The sequence below is a fragment of the Maribacter ulvicola genome, assembly GCF_900155985.1.
Classification (GTDB): Bacteria; Bacteroidota; Bacteroidia; order Flavobacteriales; family Flavobacteriaceae; genus Maribacter; species Maribacter ulvicola.
The window spans coordinates 119677-135744 of the sequence record NZ_FTMA01000004.1 but is presented as its reverse complement, the minus strand read 5'-3'; the positions used below and the strand labels follow the sequence as shown (position 1 = coordinate 135744).

The 16068-nt window shown below is 35.0% G+C and carries 19 protein-coding genes and 1 tRNA gene; 10 read left to right on the top strand and 10 right to left on the bottom strand.

Translation table 11 applies throughout. The features are described from left to right. Window positions 1-57: 57 nt before the first annotated feature. Window positions 58-930, top strand: a complete 873-nt coding sequence (locus BW936_RS12790) for a cation diffusion facilitator family transporter (protein ID WP_076548794.1) — start codon at window positions 58-60, stop codon at window positions 928-930. Between the two features lies 1 nt (window position 931). Here BW936_RS12790 and BW936_RS12785 read toward each other — a convergent pair whose 3' ends face one another. The 5 genes from BW936_RS12785 to BW936_RS12765 form a co-directional block, all read right to left on the bottom strand. After that, a complete protein-coding gene (locus BW936_RS12785) occupies window positions 932-1822 on the bottom strand; it encodes a flavin reductase family protein (RefSeq protein WP_076548793.1) in 891 nt (296 codons plus the stop codon). Between the two features lie 30 nt (window positions 1823-1852). Further along, the gene (gene fahA / locus BW936_RS12780; RefSeq protein WP_076548905.1) at window positions 1853-3088 is read right to left on the bottom strand and encodes a fumarylacetoacetase; all 1236 of its coding nucleotides are present in this window, start codon (window positions 3086-3088) and stop codon (window positions 1853-1855) included. An 11-nt stretch (window positions 3089-3099) separates the two neighbouring features. Next, the gene (locus BW936_RS12775; protein ID WP_076548792.1) at window positions 3100-4260 is read right to left on the bottom strand and encodes a homogentisate 1,2-dioxygenase; all 1161 of its coding nucleotides are present in this window, start codon (window positions 4258-4260) and stop codon (window positions 3100-3102) included. Between the two features lie 75 nt (window positions 4261-4335). Next, a complete protein-coding gene (hppD, locus tag BW936_RS12770) occupies window positions 4336-5466 on the bottom strand; it encodes a 4-hydroxyphenylpyruvate dioxygenase (RefSeq protein WP_076548791.1) in 1131 nt (376 codons plus the stop codon). A 64-nt stretch (window positions 5467-5530) separates the two neighbouring features. Beyond that, window positions 5531-6637 carry a pyridoxal phosphate-dependent aminotransferase gene (locus BW936_RS12765; protein WP_244156225.1) on the bottom strand — a complete coding sequence of 369 codons (1107 nt, stop codon included), beginning with the start codon at window positions 6635-6637 and terminating at the stop codon, window positions 5531-5533. Window positions 6638-6700: 63 nt separating this feature from the next. Between BW936_RS12765 and BW936_RS12760 the strand changes: the two genes are divergently transcribed. From BW936_RS12760 to BW936_RS12750, 3 genes are all read left to right on the top strand, one after another. Further along, on the top strand, window positions 6701-7204 hold the full coding sequence (locus tag BW936_RS12760; RefSeq protein ID WP_076548789.1) for a MarR family winged helix-turn-helix transcriptional regulator: 504 nt from the start codon (window positions 6701-6703) through the stop codon (window positions 7202-7204). 104 nt (window positions 7205-7308) lie between these two features. Continuing rightward, window positions 7309-7382, top strand: a tRNA-Arg gene (locus BW936_RS12755). 131 nt (window positions 7383-7513) lie between these two features. Beyond that, a complete protein-coding gene (locus BW936_RS12750) occupies window positions 7514-7945 on the top strand; it encodes a BLUF domain-containing protein (RefSeq protein WP_076548788.1) in 432 nt (143 codons plus the stop codon). Between the two features lie 53 nt (window positions 7946-7998). On the opposite strand, the gene BW936_RS12745 is transcribed toward BW936_RS12750, so the two are convergent. Together BW936_RS12745 and BW936_RS12740 are read right to left on the bottom strand one after the other, a co-directional pair. After that, entirely contained in the window at window positions 7999-8526 is a 528-nt protein-coding gene (locus BW936_RS12745; RefSeq protein WP_076548787.1) for a hypothetical protein, read from the bottom strand. 24 nt (window positions 8527-8550) lie between these two features. After that, window positions 8551-9000, bottom strand: a complete 450-nt coding sequence (locus tag BW936_RS12740; protein ID WP_076548786.1) for a DUF6789 family protein — start codon at window positions 8998-9000, stop codon at window positions 8551-8553. A gap of 205 nt (window positions 9001-9205) precedes the next feature. Here BW936_RS12740 and BW936_RS12735 point away from each other — a divergent pair, with 205 nt between their 5' ends. The 6 genes from BW936_RS12735 (at window position 9206) to BW936_RS12710 (ending at window position 12564) form a co-directional block, all read left to right on the top strand. Next, the gene (locus tag BW936_RS12735) at window positions 9206-9466 is read left to right on the top strand and encodes a SemiSWEET family sugar transporter (protein ID WP_076548785.1); all 261 of its coding nucleotides are present in this window, start codon (window positions 9206-9208) and stop codon (window positions 9464-9466) included. A gap of 115 nt (window positions 9467-9581) precedes the next feature. Next, entirely contained in the window at window positions 9582-10103 is a 522-nt protein-coding gene (locus BW936_RS12730) for a DUF421 domain-containing protein (protein WP_076548784.1), read from the top strand. Between the two features lie 179 nt (window positions 10104-10282). Then, window positions 10283-10600 carry a four-helix bundle copper-binding protein gene (locus BW936_RS20130; protein WP_076548783.1) on the top strand — a complete coding sequence of 106 codons (318 nt, stop codon included), beginning with the start codon at window positions 10283-10285 and terminating at the stop codon, window positions 10598-10600. A 24-nt stretch (window positions 10601-10624) separates the two neighbouring features. Further along, window positions 10625-11482 (top strand): SDR family oxidoreductase, encoded by an 858-nt coding sequence (locus BW936_RS12720; RefSeq protein ID WP_076548782.1) that lies wholly within the window; start codon window positions 10625-10627, stop codon window positions 11480-11482. Window positions 11483-11498: 16 nt separating this feature from the next. After that, the gene (locus tag BW936_RS12715; RefSeq protein WP_076548781.1) at window positions 11499-11939 is read left to right on the top strand and encodes a response regulator; all 441 of its coding nucleotides are present in this window, start codon (window positions 11499-11501) and stop codon (window positions 11937-11939) included. Window positions 11940-12120: 181 nt separating this feature from the next. Further along, window positions 12121-12564, top strand: coding sequence for a response regulator (locus tag BW936_RS12710; RefSeq protein WP_076548780.1), 444 nt, complete (start codon window positions 12121-12123; stop codon window positions 12562-12564). Between the two features lie 262 nt (window positions 12565-12826). Here BW936_RS12710 and BW936_RS12705 read toward each other — a convergent pair whose 3' ends face one another. The 3 genes from BW936_RS12705 to BW936_RS12700 all read right to left on the bottom strand — a co-directional run bounded on the left by BW936_RS12705 (window position 12827) and on the right by BW936_RS12700 (window position 16028). Beyond that, the gene (locus tag BW936_RS12705) at window positions 12827-13822 is read right to left on the bottom strand and encodes a helix-turn-helix domain-containing protein (protein WP_076548779.1); all 996 of its coding nucleotides are present in this window, start codon (window positions 13820-13822) and stop codon (window positions 12827-12829) included. Then, on the bottom strand, window positions 13813-13974 hold the full coding sequence (locus BW936_RS19645) for a hypothetical protein (RefSeq protein WP_159439019.1): 162 nt from the start codon (window positions 13972-13974) through the stop codon (window positions 13813-13815). Before BW936_RS19645 ends, BW936_RS12705 begins: the two co-directional genes overlap by 10 nt. Before the next feature lie 122 nt (window positions 13975-14096). Beyond that, entirely contained in the window at window positions 14097-16028 is a 1932-nt protein-coding gene (locus BW936_RS12700; RefSeq protein WP_076548778.1) for a sensor histidine kinase, read from the bottom strand. Window positions 16029-16068: the final 40 nt, after the last annotated feature.

Genomic DNA, 16068 nt, shown 5'->3' with positions numbered 1-16068 from the left:
AACTTAAATTGAAATTAAAAAGCTACCATGAGTATATTAGTATACTACCTTTGCTAAATGAGCATTGAGCAAACCGCAATTAAAACCACATATTTCAGCATTATCGGCAACATTTTCCTAGCTTTAATCAAAGGTTTTGCCGGTTTTTTTGGTAATTCTTATGCTCTTATTGCAGATGCCATTGAATCTACCACAGATATTTTCTCCTCAGTTCTGATACTCTTAGGTTTTAAATATGCCAAAAGACCTGCCGATGAAAACCACCCATACGGACACGGAAAAATAGAACCTATAATTACATTTTTAGTGGTCGCATTTTTAGTGGTTTCTGCCACAATAATCGCTTATGAAAGTATAGAAAACATACAGACTCCGCATAAAGTACCAAAACCATGGACGTTAATTGTGCTTGGATTGATAATCGTATGGAAGGAAACCTCGTACCGTATCGTTATTAAAAAAAGTAAAGAAACCAATAGTACCTCTTTAAAAGCAGATGCTTGGCACCATAGAAGTGATGCCATTACCTCTATAATGGCATTTATCGGCATTTCTATTGCCGTAATACTTGGCAAAGGTTATGAAACCGCAGATGATTGGGCCGCCCTTATGGCATCAGGATTTATCCTGTATAACAGCTACCTAATTCTAAGACCTGCTTTAGGAGAAATAATGGACGAACAACGTTATGATGACCTCTTAAAAGAGATACGTATTAAATCTTTAGAGGTTCCTGGTATAACGGGTACCGAAAAATGTTTTATTCGTAAAGCTGGAATGAAATTTCATGTCGACTTACATGCTATGGTAAATGGCAATATAACTGTCATTGAAGGTCATGATATTGCCCATCGCCTAAAAGACTATTTAAATGAAACCATCCCTAATTTAGAGCATATTTTAATTCATATTGAGCCAGATAGTCTATAAATTATAAATGCAACAAGGCCAAAGCATCTTCAGGTTTGTCATGGGCCAACCATTCTTGCGCTAGCTTGTGCAAAGCAATAATATCTTCTTCACCGTTTAAAATAGATGTTACCTCAGGGTGTTCCGCAATTTTTGCAATTTCTTCCTTTGTCGGCAATTGCTCTAAATTGCCTAATCTTCCTAAATTATTCCCGGTTAACACCATACTGTTCTGTACAGCTTCTGGCAGCATATCAACTCCTATTCCAAGGGTGCGTATTGGTTTTGGAATTTCAAACAAAGCATTACCGCTAGCTCTACAATACCAATTTCCCCCCATGCGTGCTACTAAATCTAATTTAGGAGTATCTAATTTTCCTTCGGCATCTAAAAAGGCTTTCTTTACGTGAATCTGAACCACTTTGGCTAGCACCAAATTACCTGCTCCCGGTCCGTCACCTAATGCAATTACTTGATCTACCACACACTCAAATGCAACGGGAGCCTCTCCTACTTTTGGTGGCTGAACCTTATCACTCGGTACTTGCGTAAATCCTGCTTTTACAAATTCATTTACACCGTCACCATATTCGGTACTTGATAATGACATTTGCTCTACCATATCAAAATTCACAATATTAATCACTGTTTCTTTTACCTCCAACACATTCTCCAAGGTATGTTTAGTGGTATTATCCCTACCTCTTCTTGAAGGTGAAAAAACCATCATTGGCGGATTTACACTAAAGAGATTAAAATAGCTAAACGGACTCAGATTCACATTCCCTTCTTTATCAATAGTACTAGCAAAACAAATAGGTCTTGGCGCTACGGCAGATAATAAATACCCGTGTAATTCTTGTTGAGAAATGCTATTTGGATCTATAGAATTAATTTCTTCGTTATTTGACATACTATAATCTTCTACTGTGGATTGTATATTTTATTTACTTGGTAAAATGGTTCCGCTAACCTCTCCAAATCCTACTCTCTTACCTTCTTTTTCTGCGAACCCTCGAATAATTACTGTATCATTATCTTCTATAAATGTACGTTTGCTTCCATCTTTTAATTCAAGTGGTTTTTTTCCGCCCCAAGAGATTTCCAATAACGAGCCGTAAGAACTTTCATCTTTTCCTGAAATGGTTCCAGACGCCATGACATCACCTACATTAATATTGCATCCGTTTACGGTATGGTGCGCCAATTGCTGCATCATATTCCAATACATATATTTGAAGTTAGATGTGTTAATGATAGTTTCATCTGAAGTTGATGAAGACATTGCTACTTCTAACTGAATATCATAATTTTTATTTCCCTCGTACGCTAAATACGACAGGACTTCCGGTTGCTGTTCCGGACCTTGAACTTTAAATGGTTCTAGGGCTTCTAGCGTAACAATCCAAGGTGACATAGATGATGCAAAGCTTTTTCCTAAAAAAGGACCTAAAGGCACGTATTCCCATTTCTGAATATCTCTTGCCGACCAGTCATTGAACAATACCAAGCCAAAAATATGCTCAGCCGCGTCTTTAGTGGAAACGCGTTCGCCTAGTGCTGTACTTTTACCAACTACGAACCCCATTTCCAATTCAAAATCCAATTTCCCAGAGGCTTTGAAAACTGGCGTTTCCATTTCGTTAGTTTTCACCTGCCCCATTGGTCTGTGAATATTTGTGCCACTGACTACAATTGATGATGCACGACCATGATACCCTACAGGAATATGACGCCAATTCGGCAACAAGGCATTTTCTGGGTCACGAAACATTTTGCCCACATTGGTAGCATGTTCTATGCTGGAATAAAAATCGGTATAGTCGCCCACATGTACCGGTAAATGCATTTTGGCATCTTTCTGTAATACAAAAACCTCAGGGTGATTTTTAAGCGGAGAATTCTCTATCGTTAACAACTTTTGAATATCCAACCGGACTTTATTGGTAATTTTCTTTCCTAGCGCAATAAACTCATTTAAGGTTGATTTTCTAAAATATTTTACATCCACATCTAACAAACCCAATTCCGATACTGCTGCCAAATCAACAATCTGTTCGCCAATGGCAATACCAGCTTTTGATGCTTGCTCATGTATAGAGAAGATACCAAAAGGAAGGTTATAGATAGAAAAATCTGAATTTTTGGGTACCGAAACCCATGTATGTAGTGTTGTCAAGTGTGTGTGTTTTATTTTTCTAACCAAGATTTGTAATAATCGCCATCATCTAGTTTTAGGGCATTTTCAGTAACCATCAACGGCTTAAAGGTGTCTATCATTACCGCTAATTCTTCCGATCCTTTTTGACCAATGCTTCGTTCTGCTGCTCCTGGGTGGGGACCATGGGGTATACCTGCGGGATGCAAGGATATATTACCTGGTTGCACACCATTTCTACTCATAAAATCCCCGTCTACATAATACAGCATTTCATCAGAATCTATATTTGAATGATTGTAAGGCGCCGGTATGGACTGCGGATGATAATCATACAACCTTGGCACAAACGAACAAATGACAAAAGCATTCGTCTCAAAAGTCTGATGCACTGGTGGCGGTTGGTGAATTCTTCCTGTAATGGGTTCAAAATTATGAATAGAGAATCCGTACGGGAAGTTATAACCATCCCAACCGACAACATCGAAAGGATGCCCAATGTAGACCATTTCATGCATAACACCTTGCTTCTTTACTTTTATCAAGTGTTCATCGGTGTCTGTAAAAGTTTCTAAATTTTGTGGCAACTTATAATCGCGCTCACAAAACGGAGAATGTTCCAATAACTGCCCAAACCAATTGCGATATCTTTTTGGCGTATAAATTGGTGAATACGATTCCGCATACAAAATACGATTTTCTTCACCATCAAAATCAATCTGATAAATTGTACCCCTAGGAATAATTAAATAATCGCCATACTCAAAATGAATCTGCCCAAAAATGGTTCTTAATGTACCAGTACCTTTATGAATGAACAACATTTCATCGGCATCGGTATTCTTATAAAAATATGCTAGTAACGATTTTCTAGGTGCCGCAACTCCGATCACAATATCACTATTGACCAAAAGTGGCTCTCTTGCTTCTAAAAAATCATCTTGCGGCGGAGCGTTAAAACTCACTAGTTTCAACGAACGTATATTCTTCTCTAAAGCAATTTTTGGAGAAACATCTGTACTCTTCAATATCTCTTTGACCATTGTTGGTCTGTTATGATGATATAAAAGAGAGGACATACCGTCAAAGCCAATAGTACCGAACAATTGCTCTGAGTACAATTCACCATCTGGTTTTCTAAATTGCGTATGCCTTTTTGGTGGCAACGCTCCCTGTTTATGATATATAGGCATATACGTTCGTTGTTCTAGTTCATACTCTACTCTTAAAAATACGCTATTCTTGAATGCGCAAGAAATTTGTTGAACTTATAAAGTTCCTCTTAATTCTTGTTCACGCTCAATAGCTTCAAATAATGCTTTGAAATTTCCTTTTCCAAAAGAAGTAGCTCCTTTACGTTGAATGATTTCAAAGAACATTGTTGGTCTTGCTTGTACCGTTTTCGTGAAAATCTGTAATAAATACCCTTCATCATCACGATCTACCAAAATACCTAGTTTTCTTAGTGACTCAATATCCTCATCAATTTCACCTACTCTATCCGTCAATACATCATAATAGGTAGTCGGTATCGTCAAAAACTCCACCCCTCTACTTTTTAAATCTGAAACTGTTTTTACGATATCATCTGTTGCTACAGCAATATGTTGAACACCTTCACCTTCGTAGAACTCCAAATACTCATCTACTTGAGATTTTTTCATACCTGGTGCCGGCTCGTTGATCGGAAACTTAATACGCCCGTTACCGTTACTCATCACTTTACTCATTAGAGCCGTATAATCTGTAGAAATGTCTTTATCGTCAAAAGACATGATTTGCTTAAAGCCCATAACATTGGCGTAGAAATCTACCCAAAAGTTCATTCTTCCTTCTTCAACATTACCTACCATGTGATCTACAAATTTTAACCCTGTAGCAGTTGGTTGGTAGTCACTTTCCCATTTTTTATACCCTGGTAAAAATGTACCGTTGTAATTTTTACGCTCCACAAAAATGTGAACTACTTCACCGTAAGAATAGATCCCAGAAGTTACCACTTCACCATCCTCATCTTTTTCTGTCTTTGGCTCCATATAACTTTTGGCTCCTCTTTTCATAGCCTCCTGATATGCATATGTAGCATCATCTACCCAAAGTGCAGTAACTTTTACTCCGTCACCGTGCTTGTCTATATGTCTACCTACATCTGTTCCACTTTTTAGCGGAGAGGTCAGTACCAATCTAATTTTATCTTGCTCCACCACATAAGATTCAAACTCTCTACTACCCGTTTCTAGACCTTTATATGCTAAAGATTTAAAACCGAATGCTGTTTTATAATAATGTGCTGCTTGCTTAGAGTTACTTACATAAAGTTCTAAATAATCCGTACCGTTAATAGGCATAAAGTCTTGTGCCTCTTTGTGATCGTTTTGTGCTGCTGTTGCTGTTGACATACTGTTGGGTTTTATATTTTTATTTCGTTTATTGTTGCTTCTGCAACATATGTGTTAAATTTTTTTAAGCTGTCGTTGTTTCCGCTTTCATCAATACTTCTAGCGCTGCTAAAAGTGCTCTGTTCGCTTCTCTTACGCCAAATGAAATTCTAACCTTACCCGGAGCTCCAAAATTACCTACCGGACGCACCATGATACCACGTTGTTCTAAAAACGAAGTAAACTCCATATCATTGATCGGCGGATCTATTAGTACAAAATTACCTTGCGCAGGCCAGTATTTTATGTTTAAAGCATCAAGTCCGTTCAAAACAAACCTTCTTTCTTCTTTTACCAAGGCTACCGTTTTGTTTACAAAATCTACATCTTCTAAAGCTGCAATTGCGCCTTCTAAAGCCATTGTAGACAACAAAAAAGGCTTGCAAATTCTACGCATATAATTACTAATTTCTAAAGGGGCATAGCAATAACCTACTCGTAAACCTGCTAAACCATATGTTTTAGAAAAACTGTTTATTGCAATTACATTTTTACCCTCCACTACAAATGGCAAGCCTGATGTGTAATCTTCAGCTTCGGCAAAATGTCTGTATACCTCATCTAAAACCAACACTACATGCTCAGGTAATTTTTCAATAAAGCTTCTTAAGTCCTCCATTGGAATATAATTTCCTGACGGGTTATTTGGCGATGCCAGAAATATCAGCTTTGTTTTATCTGTGACAGCCTCTAGAATACCGTCTAAATTACAATCATAATTCTCGGTCATGGGCACATTGATCGCCTTTGCCCCCATCCAACGGGTAAAAGCAGTATACGGTAGAAAGCAGGGCTGACTCACAATTACCTCATCATTTTCATTTAAAAATGCCTTAGAGATCATATCTATAATTTCTGAGCCACTATTGGCAGTGATAAAATTGTCAGCAACTAAGGCGCCGTCAAAATCTTTTACCAAAGCTTCTCGTAATCTTATATCTGTATTGTCTGGGTAAAAACTTAAATCATCTAGTGTATTAGCTAAGGCTTCTTTTACTTTTGGCGAATATCCTAACGGATTCTCATTAGATGAAAGCTTGTGTACAGCAATACCATCTGGCATTACAATTTTCTTACCACCACCTTTATAGGTGCTATCCTCTAATATATATTTTTTAAAACCTAATTGCATATTCCTTGTAGTTTGGACCATTTTATCTGTAGTAAAAATACAACTTTTTTCGAATATTGTTGCATGAACAACAATTTTAACGATAAACTCCTGTATTTTTGGAAGAACAACTATAGGATTATGGACAGGACGGAGGGCTTCGGCGTATATATTGATCGTACATTAAAAAAAGTACAGAGTACCTTTCTACAAGTATTTGCAGAAAATAATATTGATTTGACCATTGAACAATGGGTAATATTACAACGTGTGCATTTAGAAGGCAAAGATGCTTCACAGGCAGATATTGCTAAATCTAATTTTAGAAATAGGGCAACAACTTCTAGAGTTATAAGCGGATTATGCAAAAAAGGCTTCTTACGGAAGTCTAGATTTAGGGATGATCAGAAAAGATACAAACTAGTAATTACCGATGAAGGTTCTGCACTTATAAAACAAGTAATGCCCTTTATTACTGATTTGAGAAAAGTTAGTACGCTGGGTATCACTAAGGAAGAGTTTGAAATCTTTTACAAAGTTCTTGATCAATTGTGGGAAAATTTCGATCAATACGAAGGTCATTCGTAGCCATATTTTAGCCTTTAAAAGAAATATTAAAAATTTTATTGATTTTCGTTTTACCAGTCTATAAAAATCACTAAGTTTGCACCCACATTTGAAAAAATGGTGTCGGTCGCATAGCTCAGCTGGATAGAGCATCTGCCTTCTAAGCAGACGGTCGGAGGTTCGAATCCTCCTGCGATCACTCAAAAGCCCCTTCTAGGGGCTTTTTTGTTTTTACTCCTTTCTTATTCAACCCATCCCTTTTTTTAAATCTCTCTTTCATTTTTTCACATTTTTATTATTTTTACCTGATTAGACCAAATTTCTTTTTAGATGTATACATTGACCTATGAATCTGTTGCTACGCATAAAATAACGGGCGCAGAAATGGAAGAACTACTGGAAAAGGCACGTGCAAACAACCAACGTGATGACATTACCGGCTGTCTTATATATTATAAAGGTGGCTTCGTGCAATTATTAGAGGGTAGCAAAACTAAAATTGAAATCCTTTATGATAAGATTAAAATAGACCCTCGCCATAAAAACGTCACGCTTTTTTCTGATGACGAAATTAGTAAGAGAACTTTTCCTAATTGGGGAATGGCCTATTACCCCATTGACGAGAACAACACCACTAAGTATGAGTACGAGCAATTTAAAAGAAATTTAATTTTAATGGCCGACCTCATTGAACCTACAAATGTTACTTCAAAACAATTCTGGAAGAAGATAAAAACTATGATTTCAGAACCACCTATGTAAATTCTTAAGTAGCCTAATTAATGTGCTCCCTTTTAAAGGATGACCTCTAAAAATTAGTCGTCATCTGCATTTTTAATAAGAGGATGATCGGTCCTACCTAACCCTATTATTTTTATAATATTTATAATGGTATTATAGAGCATTAGCACCACTACTATTAAAGCGGAACTTAATATAGCGCTGACAGTGATGGTAACATAGTAAATAGCATCAAAATAGTTTGCTGGTATATTATCACTTTCAGTTACCGGTAGATTAAAAACCAAGAAAAACAGCAGTGACGCAATAAATATTGCGGTATCTAATTTCGCTATTTGCATTATATGCATATAGTGGTCATTTTTCAACTTAGAATTGGTCCCTGAACTTACTCCCAACAATGTAAGCATCAATGCTAGAATTGTAGCTGATGCCAATACAATAGTGTTACATAACGTATTTAAACCGGTTAAACTTGATTTTATCAACACCTTAGCTTCATAACCACTTAAATTACCAAGCATTAAAGTGCCTAACCCTATAAAACCTAATGAAATTAAACCTCCTATTATTGCTCGTTTTGTGTATCCTGAAATTTTCATCCTTAATTGTTTTTCATTTTCTATTTAGGTACTAAAATTAAATTTTATTAGAAGCCATGTTACCGTGGTTCCAAAAATTATATGCGCTATAATTAATTGAGTGAAAAAATAATTCCATTCAATTTTAGGGGGATTAGAATGTACACTTATCATCATTGACCAGCCCGCAACACCAATAACTCCCAATACAAACCCTAAAAACACACCAGACCACACTAAAACGCTATCAATCATATAAAAATAACAACAGTAAAGTACCGCCGCCATGCATATACCTATGGAAAAATGAATTAACCAACCTAAATAATGATTTCTAGCAATGTTGGAAGTTGATGATTTTGATCTATCTATAAAACTATTAAGCAGATGCGCCTCGTTAAATTTTAACGCTGTAATTAATTCTACTAGATGACTAAAACCCGTCATTACCGTGGTTCCTATAATACCTGAAATAAATATCGTAAAAATTGTCATAGTTGAATATTCATCTAAATAGTTATGAAATAGTAAATTAGAAAAAATATATTCCAAAAAAACACGCCAATTCAATTGAACCAAGAATTATTTGTAATGGACTACTTTTAGCTAACTAGCCCAGTTAATTTTAGTTTCAAAAAAGAATAACTTACAGTGCTCATTAAAAGATAGTAGTTTTATTCTACTAAAAACCAAGGCAATTATGGAAGAAATCATTGGAACACTTGCAGGTATTTTCACAACAATTGCTGCAGTACCCCAAATTCTAAAGGCCTGGAAAACCAAAAAAGTAGATGATGTTTCACCTAAAATGTTTTTGGTGCTCACTATTGGTGTCTCGTTATGGACCGTCTACGGCTTCATGAAACAAGATAGCCCCATCATCATTACTAATGGCATTTCTACGCTATTGAATATCACTATGCTAGTCCTTATTCTCAACTACAGAAAAAAAAAATTTTAAAAACTTAAGTGAAGAAATGTGATGTGGGCTAAGCATTGATTCTAATGAACAAATAGGTCCTGTTTTTTTTGTTCAACTTTAATCCTGAATCTACCTATCATAAAATAATATTAGCATGAATGAATTATTTAATACTTCGTGGAAAACGGTAATGCTTATTTCTGCCAGTGCCATTGGCATTTATATGGCTATAATTATACTTACGCGCATTATAGGTAAGCGTAGTTTTTCAAAAATGTCAAGTTTTGATTTTGCCATGACCGTAGCCGTGGGCTCTATTGTTGCTACTACAATTCTATCATCATCTGTAAAAATGGTTGAAGGAATTGTAGGCTTAATAATGGTGTATTTACTACAGATAACTATTGCTTTAGCTCGCAGAAACAAAACGGTTCAAAATTTGGTAGATAATTCTCCATTATTATTGATGGACGGTGAAAAAATTATCTCATCTAACTTAAGAAAGGCAAGAGTAACCGAAGGCGATCTTAGATCTAAATTGAGAGAAGCCAATGTTACCGACCTCAAACAAATTAAAGCTGTTGTTTTTGAAACTACCGGTGATATTTCTGTATTACATAAAAAAGATGATACTACATTAGATTTATGGATTATGAAAGACGTAAAAAGAGAATAAATTAATGCTATAAAAGCTAATTCTGTTTAAATTCTGGTTGCGATGTTAACGTGCTCTTTTAGCTGTAATCTTTCTTCATTTGCTTTAAAGCACAACTTCTCATTAAAAGAGCAAATTACATTTGATCACAAATTTTAACTTCATAGAAGAAAAATTCTATAATCTTAAAATTTAAACATATGAATTCCATATATCAAAACTGTATAGACGCTTGTCAAAAGTGCTTTGTTGATTGTCAAAATTGCCTAGTTCAAATGACCGGAAAAGAAAGTATGAATGATTGCCCCAATTGCTGTTTACAATGTGTAGACGTTTGTTTAACTACTATAAAATTAATGATTTCGGACAGCCCAAGTATATCTAAACAAGCAGCCCTTTGCGCTGAAATTTGCGAGTGGTGTGCAGAACAATGTCAACAACATGACCACGAACATTGTAAAAAATGTGCAGAATCCTGCTTGGAATGTGCCAAAGAATGTAGAAAGCTTGCTGCATAATTAGCAATGATAAAAACTAAGCATATGAAAAATATAACAGTTGATAAAAGTCAAGCTCAAACAAAACAGCCTGGCAACGAATATGAAATGCACCCTACACCTGTAACCATACGTCAGAGCTATAAAGGGAGTGAAAAATTAAAGAATAAAATCGTACTTCTTACCGGTGGTGATAGTGGTATCGGAAAAAGTATAGCTGTACATTTTGCAAGAGAAGGTGCTAACATTGCCCTGGTTTATTTCAATGAAGAACAAGATGCTGAACACACTAAATTAGAAGTTGAAAACGAAGGACAGCAGTGTTTTTTAATTAAGGGAGATATTAAGAACGAACAATTTTGTATCTCAGCGGTAGAAAATACCATTACTCGTTTTGGCAGTTTAAATTGTATTATAAATAACGCAGCAATGCAATTTCCTGAAGATAATATTGAACATATTAAAACAGAAAATCTTCGCACCACTTTCGAAACTAATATTTTTCCATATTTCTATATGGTAAAAGCTGCGATAAAGTATTTAAAATCAGAAGACACTATAATAAACACCACTTCGGTTACTGCATATAGAGGGTCTGAACATCTTATTGATTATGCTAGCACAAAAGGTGCCATAGTCTCTTTTACCAGAAGCTTATCTAAATCTTTGGCCCAAAAAGGTATTCGTGTAAATGCCGTAGCCCCTGGACCCATTTGGACTCCTTTAATACCTGCGACATTTAATGGTGAGGATTTAGAAAAGTTTGGAAAAGATGTACCGTTAGGCAGGCCAGGGCAACCCGCCGAAGTTGGCCCGGCATATGTTTATCTTGCAAGCATTGACAGTAGTTACATGACAGGCCAAGTTTTACATATTAACGGTGGAGAAATTATTGGAGGATAATTAAGTCTAGAACAGGATGAAAGAGGATACTATTTTCCACATATTCATGGCCGAAGATGATGCCGATGATCAACAAATTTTTACCGAAGCTATTAGTAGTTTACAGGATAATTTGAACATAACCATGTTTAACAATGGTATTGAATTACTTCATTTTTTAAATAACGATTCCCTAAAACCAAATGTAATTTTTTTAGATTTATTTATGCCAAAACTAAATGGCAAAGAAACATTGGTGAATATTAGAAATCAAAATAATTTCGATCATATACCAGTGGTTATTTTTTCTAACGAATACAATATAGATCGCATTTCAGACTTATTTGAAATTGGTGCCAATAGATACCTACACAAACCAAACTCGTTCAACACCTTGGCAAATGCGCTAAAAAGAACTATTGAATCTATTAGAAATAACACTTTAGGAGGAACTGCAATAATAAAGTATGTTGATTAACAGTTGTATTACGAAGTGTATACTTAAATGAGCAAAGCTTTTTTGGGTATTGAGTTATTTTTAAAACTAATCGCATTATACGGTTAGACACCTAATTTTTACCTTGCTCTTATATTTTGATTTATATTTTTAATTCAAGTTTCCTTGAAAAACATATTTAGAGTTTAATTTTTTAACTGCCATGAGCAAAACTGTACTAAATGTCTTCCTAGCTGATGATGATAGCGACGACAGAACTTTCTTTTCTGATGCATTGAGAGAAATCCCAATACAGACCAAAGTATCTGAATTTAATAATGGAGTAGATTTAATGGCTGGTTTGCTAGCTAACACTAACGATAAACCAGACGTTATCTTTTTGGATTTAAAGATGCCCATGATGGACGGATTTGAATGTCTTGCAGATATTCGTGACCTTGAAATATATATAGATACTCCGGTGATAATCTATTCCACATCTTACCACCCAAAAGAAATTGATCGCCTAAACGAAATGGGTGCTTCTCTGTACTTGCAAAAACCATCTTCTTACAATCAATTAAAAACACTGCTACATAAATGTCTCAGATATGTAAACGCTGCACAAGTCAGTAAGCTGGATCGTGAATTCGTAATTTCTATTTAAAACTCCCCGTTAGCACCTTACATTCTTTCTCATTTAAGATTCACCACTAAACTACCCTCATCCTATTAGATTTATGCTTACATTTTAAAAGTCTTACAGCTTCTTCACTGACTTGCCAACACTTTTTAGCATAACTTACCCCTAAACACCCACCAACAAAACGTACGCTCTCAATTACAGCTCCAGCTTATTTATGCTGAACTAAAACATAAAAAAAGCCAGCTCTAATGAGCCGGCTTAAACTTTTCTGAATATTTTTATATTATGCAGATAGTGATACGTTTCTGATATTCATTAAGTATGCTTTAGGGGTACACTTAAATTTGTTTCTAAAGATCTTAGAGAAATAACTTCTACTTGTAAATCCTATAGAGTATACAATCTCTGATATATTCATGTCAGATGTTTGAATTAATTCTTCGGCCAATATCAATCTTTCATTTCTAATGAAATTGGTAACCGTAGTACCTTCCATCACTTTAAAACCTTCTTGTAGTTTTGTTGGTGACAGTCCATATTCTTTACTTAAGTCTGTAACCGTATAAGGAAACTCTGGCTTTCTCTTAATTGCATTTACAGCTTCTTCAATTCTTAAAAGCTCTTTTTTGGTCAACATACTAGAAACCTGACCACTGTTCTCAATATCTTGCTTACAGTGTAAAATCTCTAATGCCAAAGTGAAGTTTACAATTCCTTCAATAAGAAGTTTTCTAACTAAACCAACCTGGGTAATTGATCTAATTTGCAATAATTGTTCTTTTATCTTTAGGTTAAAAGTCCCAATATGTGCTTCACCATTTTCAGTTGCGAACGATGAGAACAATTGCTCGTACAACTCGTTATTATCTATATTCTTACTTAAAGACTGACCATCTTGTGTTACCTTGATAATGGATAAGTTTGACTTAGTGGCCGCTCTTAATTTTATATTGATGGTTTCATTAGAACCTCCTACAACAACAGTTTGTAAAGCTTCTACCTTGCTATTCTCTTTTCCTTTTGAAAATCTAAAATTACCTTCTAAACAGTAAATGAAGTATAAACTACGATTTTCATCCAATTTTAAATCGAAACTAAAATCTTCATTTAAATCCATATCATATTCCGTATAAGAGATTCCAGACCCCAGGGATACAGTTTGTATTCTACCAGTTCCCTTATCATTATCATATTGAAGAATACGATCCCCTTGAAAACTAGATATACTTCCTCCTAAAATACTATTGAAATAACTTAATTGATTATGGACTACTTGCATGATATATTATTTAAATGGTTATTATGTAATGTAGCCTCTTGCGATTTAAAAGCACCTGACGAACTAGAATTACTATCTTGTACATTTGTGGCTTGGTCATATGAGTCTTTGCTTCTTACAGCACCTACCCTGGCATATTGAAGATTATTCATAAAGGCTTACATTTTTGTTGATACAAAGATGCAGCCAATGTCCTTTTAATGTGTTACAACATTTTTAAAAGCTGTTACACAATTTTAAGAAGAGCTGATGAAATTATATAACGCACCCTTTATTATAGTAAGGTAGGAAGGTAAACCGTGAATTCTGCACCTTTGTTTAATACACCCTTTGCCGTAATTGCGCCGTTATGGGATTGTACAATTTTCTTACATATAGATAATCCTAAACCAGTACCCGAAAATTCTGTTTTTCCATGTAAGCGTTGAAAGATTTCAAAAATTTTCTCTTGGTACTTCTTTTCAAAGCCTATACCGTTATCAATAAATTGTAGTTTTACGTAATTAATGTTAGACAATAAGGATTCTTCCTCTGATTTATTACCATTAACTATGCTACCTATTACTTTAATTTTAGGTTGAACGCCCTCTTTAATGTATTTAAGTGAATTACCTATTAGGTTGGCAAATAATTGCTCTAACTGAAATTGAATGCCATTTACAACCGGAAGGCTTACTGATTCTATCTGAGCATCTAAATCATTAATTCGTTCCGCCAAATCTTCAAGAGCATTGTTGAGAACATCATTTAAGTCTACTCTGGTTGGTTGCTCACTAACCTCATCTACTTTTGAATAGGATAGTAAATTATTAATTAGGTTGCGCATTCTATCAGAAGAGTATTTGATCTTAGATAAATACCCTTGTGACCTTTTGCCTAAGCGCCCTTCTTCTTCTTCATGTAAACGACTAACGAACATTTGAATTTTACGTAACGGCTCTTGAAGATCATGACTTGCTACACGGTTAAATGCTTCTAAATCTGCATTAGTACGTTTTAACTCCGCATTTTTTATCTGCAGAATAGACTCTGCCTCTATTTGCTTGGTTACATCTCTAATTACACCAACCATATACCAATTACCTTCTTTTTGATAACATTCGGCAATAGTATTCATATATCGTAACTCTTGTGACCTAGTATATACCCGAAACACAAGGTCAGATTTAGACTTATTCTTTCTAGCTTCTTTAAAACTAGATTTTACTTTCTCGAAATCATTTGGATGCAAAAACGTAAGTAAGCGATCATACTTATCATCAAACTCATTTGGATCGTAGCCAAATAACCTGTATACATTATCTGAGTATTTAATGTGCTCCTTAGCTAAATTCCATCTAAAACTACCAATATTGGCAACACGTTCTGCTTCTGAGAGCAACCTGTTTTGCAAAAACAATTGTGCTTCATATTTTTTCTCTTGACTAACATCTTTTGAGAAGAGTATGAGACCATCATTCATTTTAACCGCCTTTGTCGCTAACCAAACAGCCTTTTCATTAAAAATAAATTCTTTGGTATATTCCTTGTTTTCTCCAGATATATAACCCTCTGCTAAAATTTCAAGAACTCCGTTCTCAGCGTTTTTTGGATAGTACTCTAAAATAGTTTGACCTTCAATGAAAGCCGAATCGTCATTCGCTATTTCACGCATTCGATTATTAATATAATCTATACGGAAATCTTCAACTGCACCCTTTATATTAAATATGGGTTTTAAATAGCAAATAATACTATCATTACTATCTAAAACGCGAATTCCAAAAAGGTTAGAAATTTCAAGTTCTCTATTTCTTGACTTTGCACTGCCCAAAGGAAGTTTAGATTCCTTATCAGTTATAAATTTGGGTTTTATTTGAGCCAGTTCAAACAACAGCCCCTTACTAAAAGGTTTAATTCTAACATGATAATTAAGTATACTATCAGCTTCTTTGACTATGATATTGAAATTCTCATCATAGCCGGTTTCCAGCACCTTATTGGCTAAGATTAAAAGTTCGTCATAATTAACAAGTTCTTCTAAAGGGTGGTTTTCAATGTTTTTTGGAAAAATGGAAAAGAAGCTTTGTGCCTTTTGGTTAGAATACTTTACAAGGTATTCTTTGGCATGTACAGCTTTTGGTGTAGAAGGCTCAGCATATAGTATAGCAGTATCGCTGTCATCAACTATTTTTCTAAAAATATCATCTGCTACATTAAACTTCATACAATACTACTTTTCAATCCTTAGTCAAGGTACTGCGAAA

Coding starts and splice junctions, on each gene's coding strand:
- BW936_RS12765 (WP_244156225.1), bottom strand. CDS start 6,637: ATGCAATTAGGTTTTAAAAAATATATATTAGAGGATAGCACCTATAAA.
- BW936_RS12740 (WP_076548786.1), bottom strand. CDS start 9,000: ATGACAATTTTTACGATATTTATTTCAGGTATTATAGGAACCACGGTA.
- BW936_RS12785 (WP_076548793.1), bottom strand. CDS start 1,822: ATGTCAAATAACGAAGAAATTAATTCTATAGATCCAAATAGCATTTCT.
- BW936_RS12750 (WP_076548788.1), top strand. CDS start 7,514: ATGTATACATTGACCTATGAATCTGTTGCTACGCATAAAATAACGGGC.
- BW936_RS12760 (WP_076548789.1), top strand. CDS start 6,701: ATGAACAACAATTTTAACGATAAACTCCTGTATTTTTGGAAGAACAAC.
- BW936_RS12775 (WP_076548792.1), bottom strand. CDS start 4,260: ATGCCTATATATCATAAACAGGGAGCGTTGCCACCAAAAAGGCATACG.
- BW936_RS12705 (WP_076548779.1), bottom strand. CDS start 13,822: ATGCAAGTAGTCCATAATCAATTAAGTTATTTCAATAGTATTTTAGGA.
- BW936_RS12735 (WP_076548785.1), top strand. CDS start 9,206: ATGGAAGAAATCATTGGAACACTTGCAGGTATTTTCACAACAATTGCT.
- BW936_RS12730 (WP_076548784.1), top strand. CDS start 9,582: ATGAATGAATTATTTAATACTTCGTGGAAAACGGTAATGCTTATTTCT.
- BW936_RS12720 (WP_076548782.1), top strand. CDS start 10,625: ATGAAAAATATAACAGTTGATAAAAGTCAAGCTCAAACAAAACAGCCT.
- BW936_RS12790 (WP_076548794.1), top strand. CDS start 58: ATGAGCATTGAGCAAACCGCAATTAAAACCACATATTTCAGCATTATC.
- BW936_RS12745 (WP_076548787.1), bottom strand. CDS start 8,526: ATGAAAATTTCAGGATACACAAAACGAGCAATAATAGGAGGTTTAATT.
- hppD (WP_076548791.1), bottom strand. CDS start 5,466: ATGTCAACAGCAACAGCAGCACAAAACGATCACAAAGAGGCACAAGAC.
- BW936_RS20130 (WP_076548783.1), top strand. CDS start 10,283: ATGAATTCCATATATCAAAACTGTATAGACGCTTGTCAAAAGTGCTTT.
- BW936_RS12710 (WP_076548780.1), top strand. CDS start 12,121: ATGAGCAAAACTGTACTAAATGTCTTCCTAGCTGATGATGATAGCGAC.
- BW936_RS12715 (WP_076548781.1), top strand. CDS start 11,499: ATGAAAGAGGATACTATTTTCCACATATTCATGGCCGAAGATGATGCC.
- BW936_RS12700 (WP_076548778.1), bottom strand. CDS start 16,028: ATGAAGTTTAATGTAGCAGATGATATTTTTAGAAAAATAGTTGATGAC.
- BW936_RS19645 (WP_159439019.1), bottom strand. CDS start 13,974: ATGAATAATCTTCAATATGCCAGGGTAGGTGCTGTAAGAAGCAAAGAC.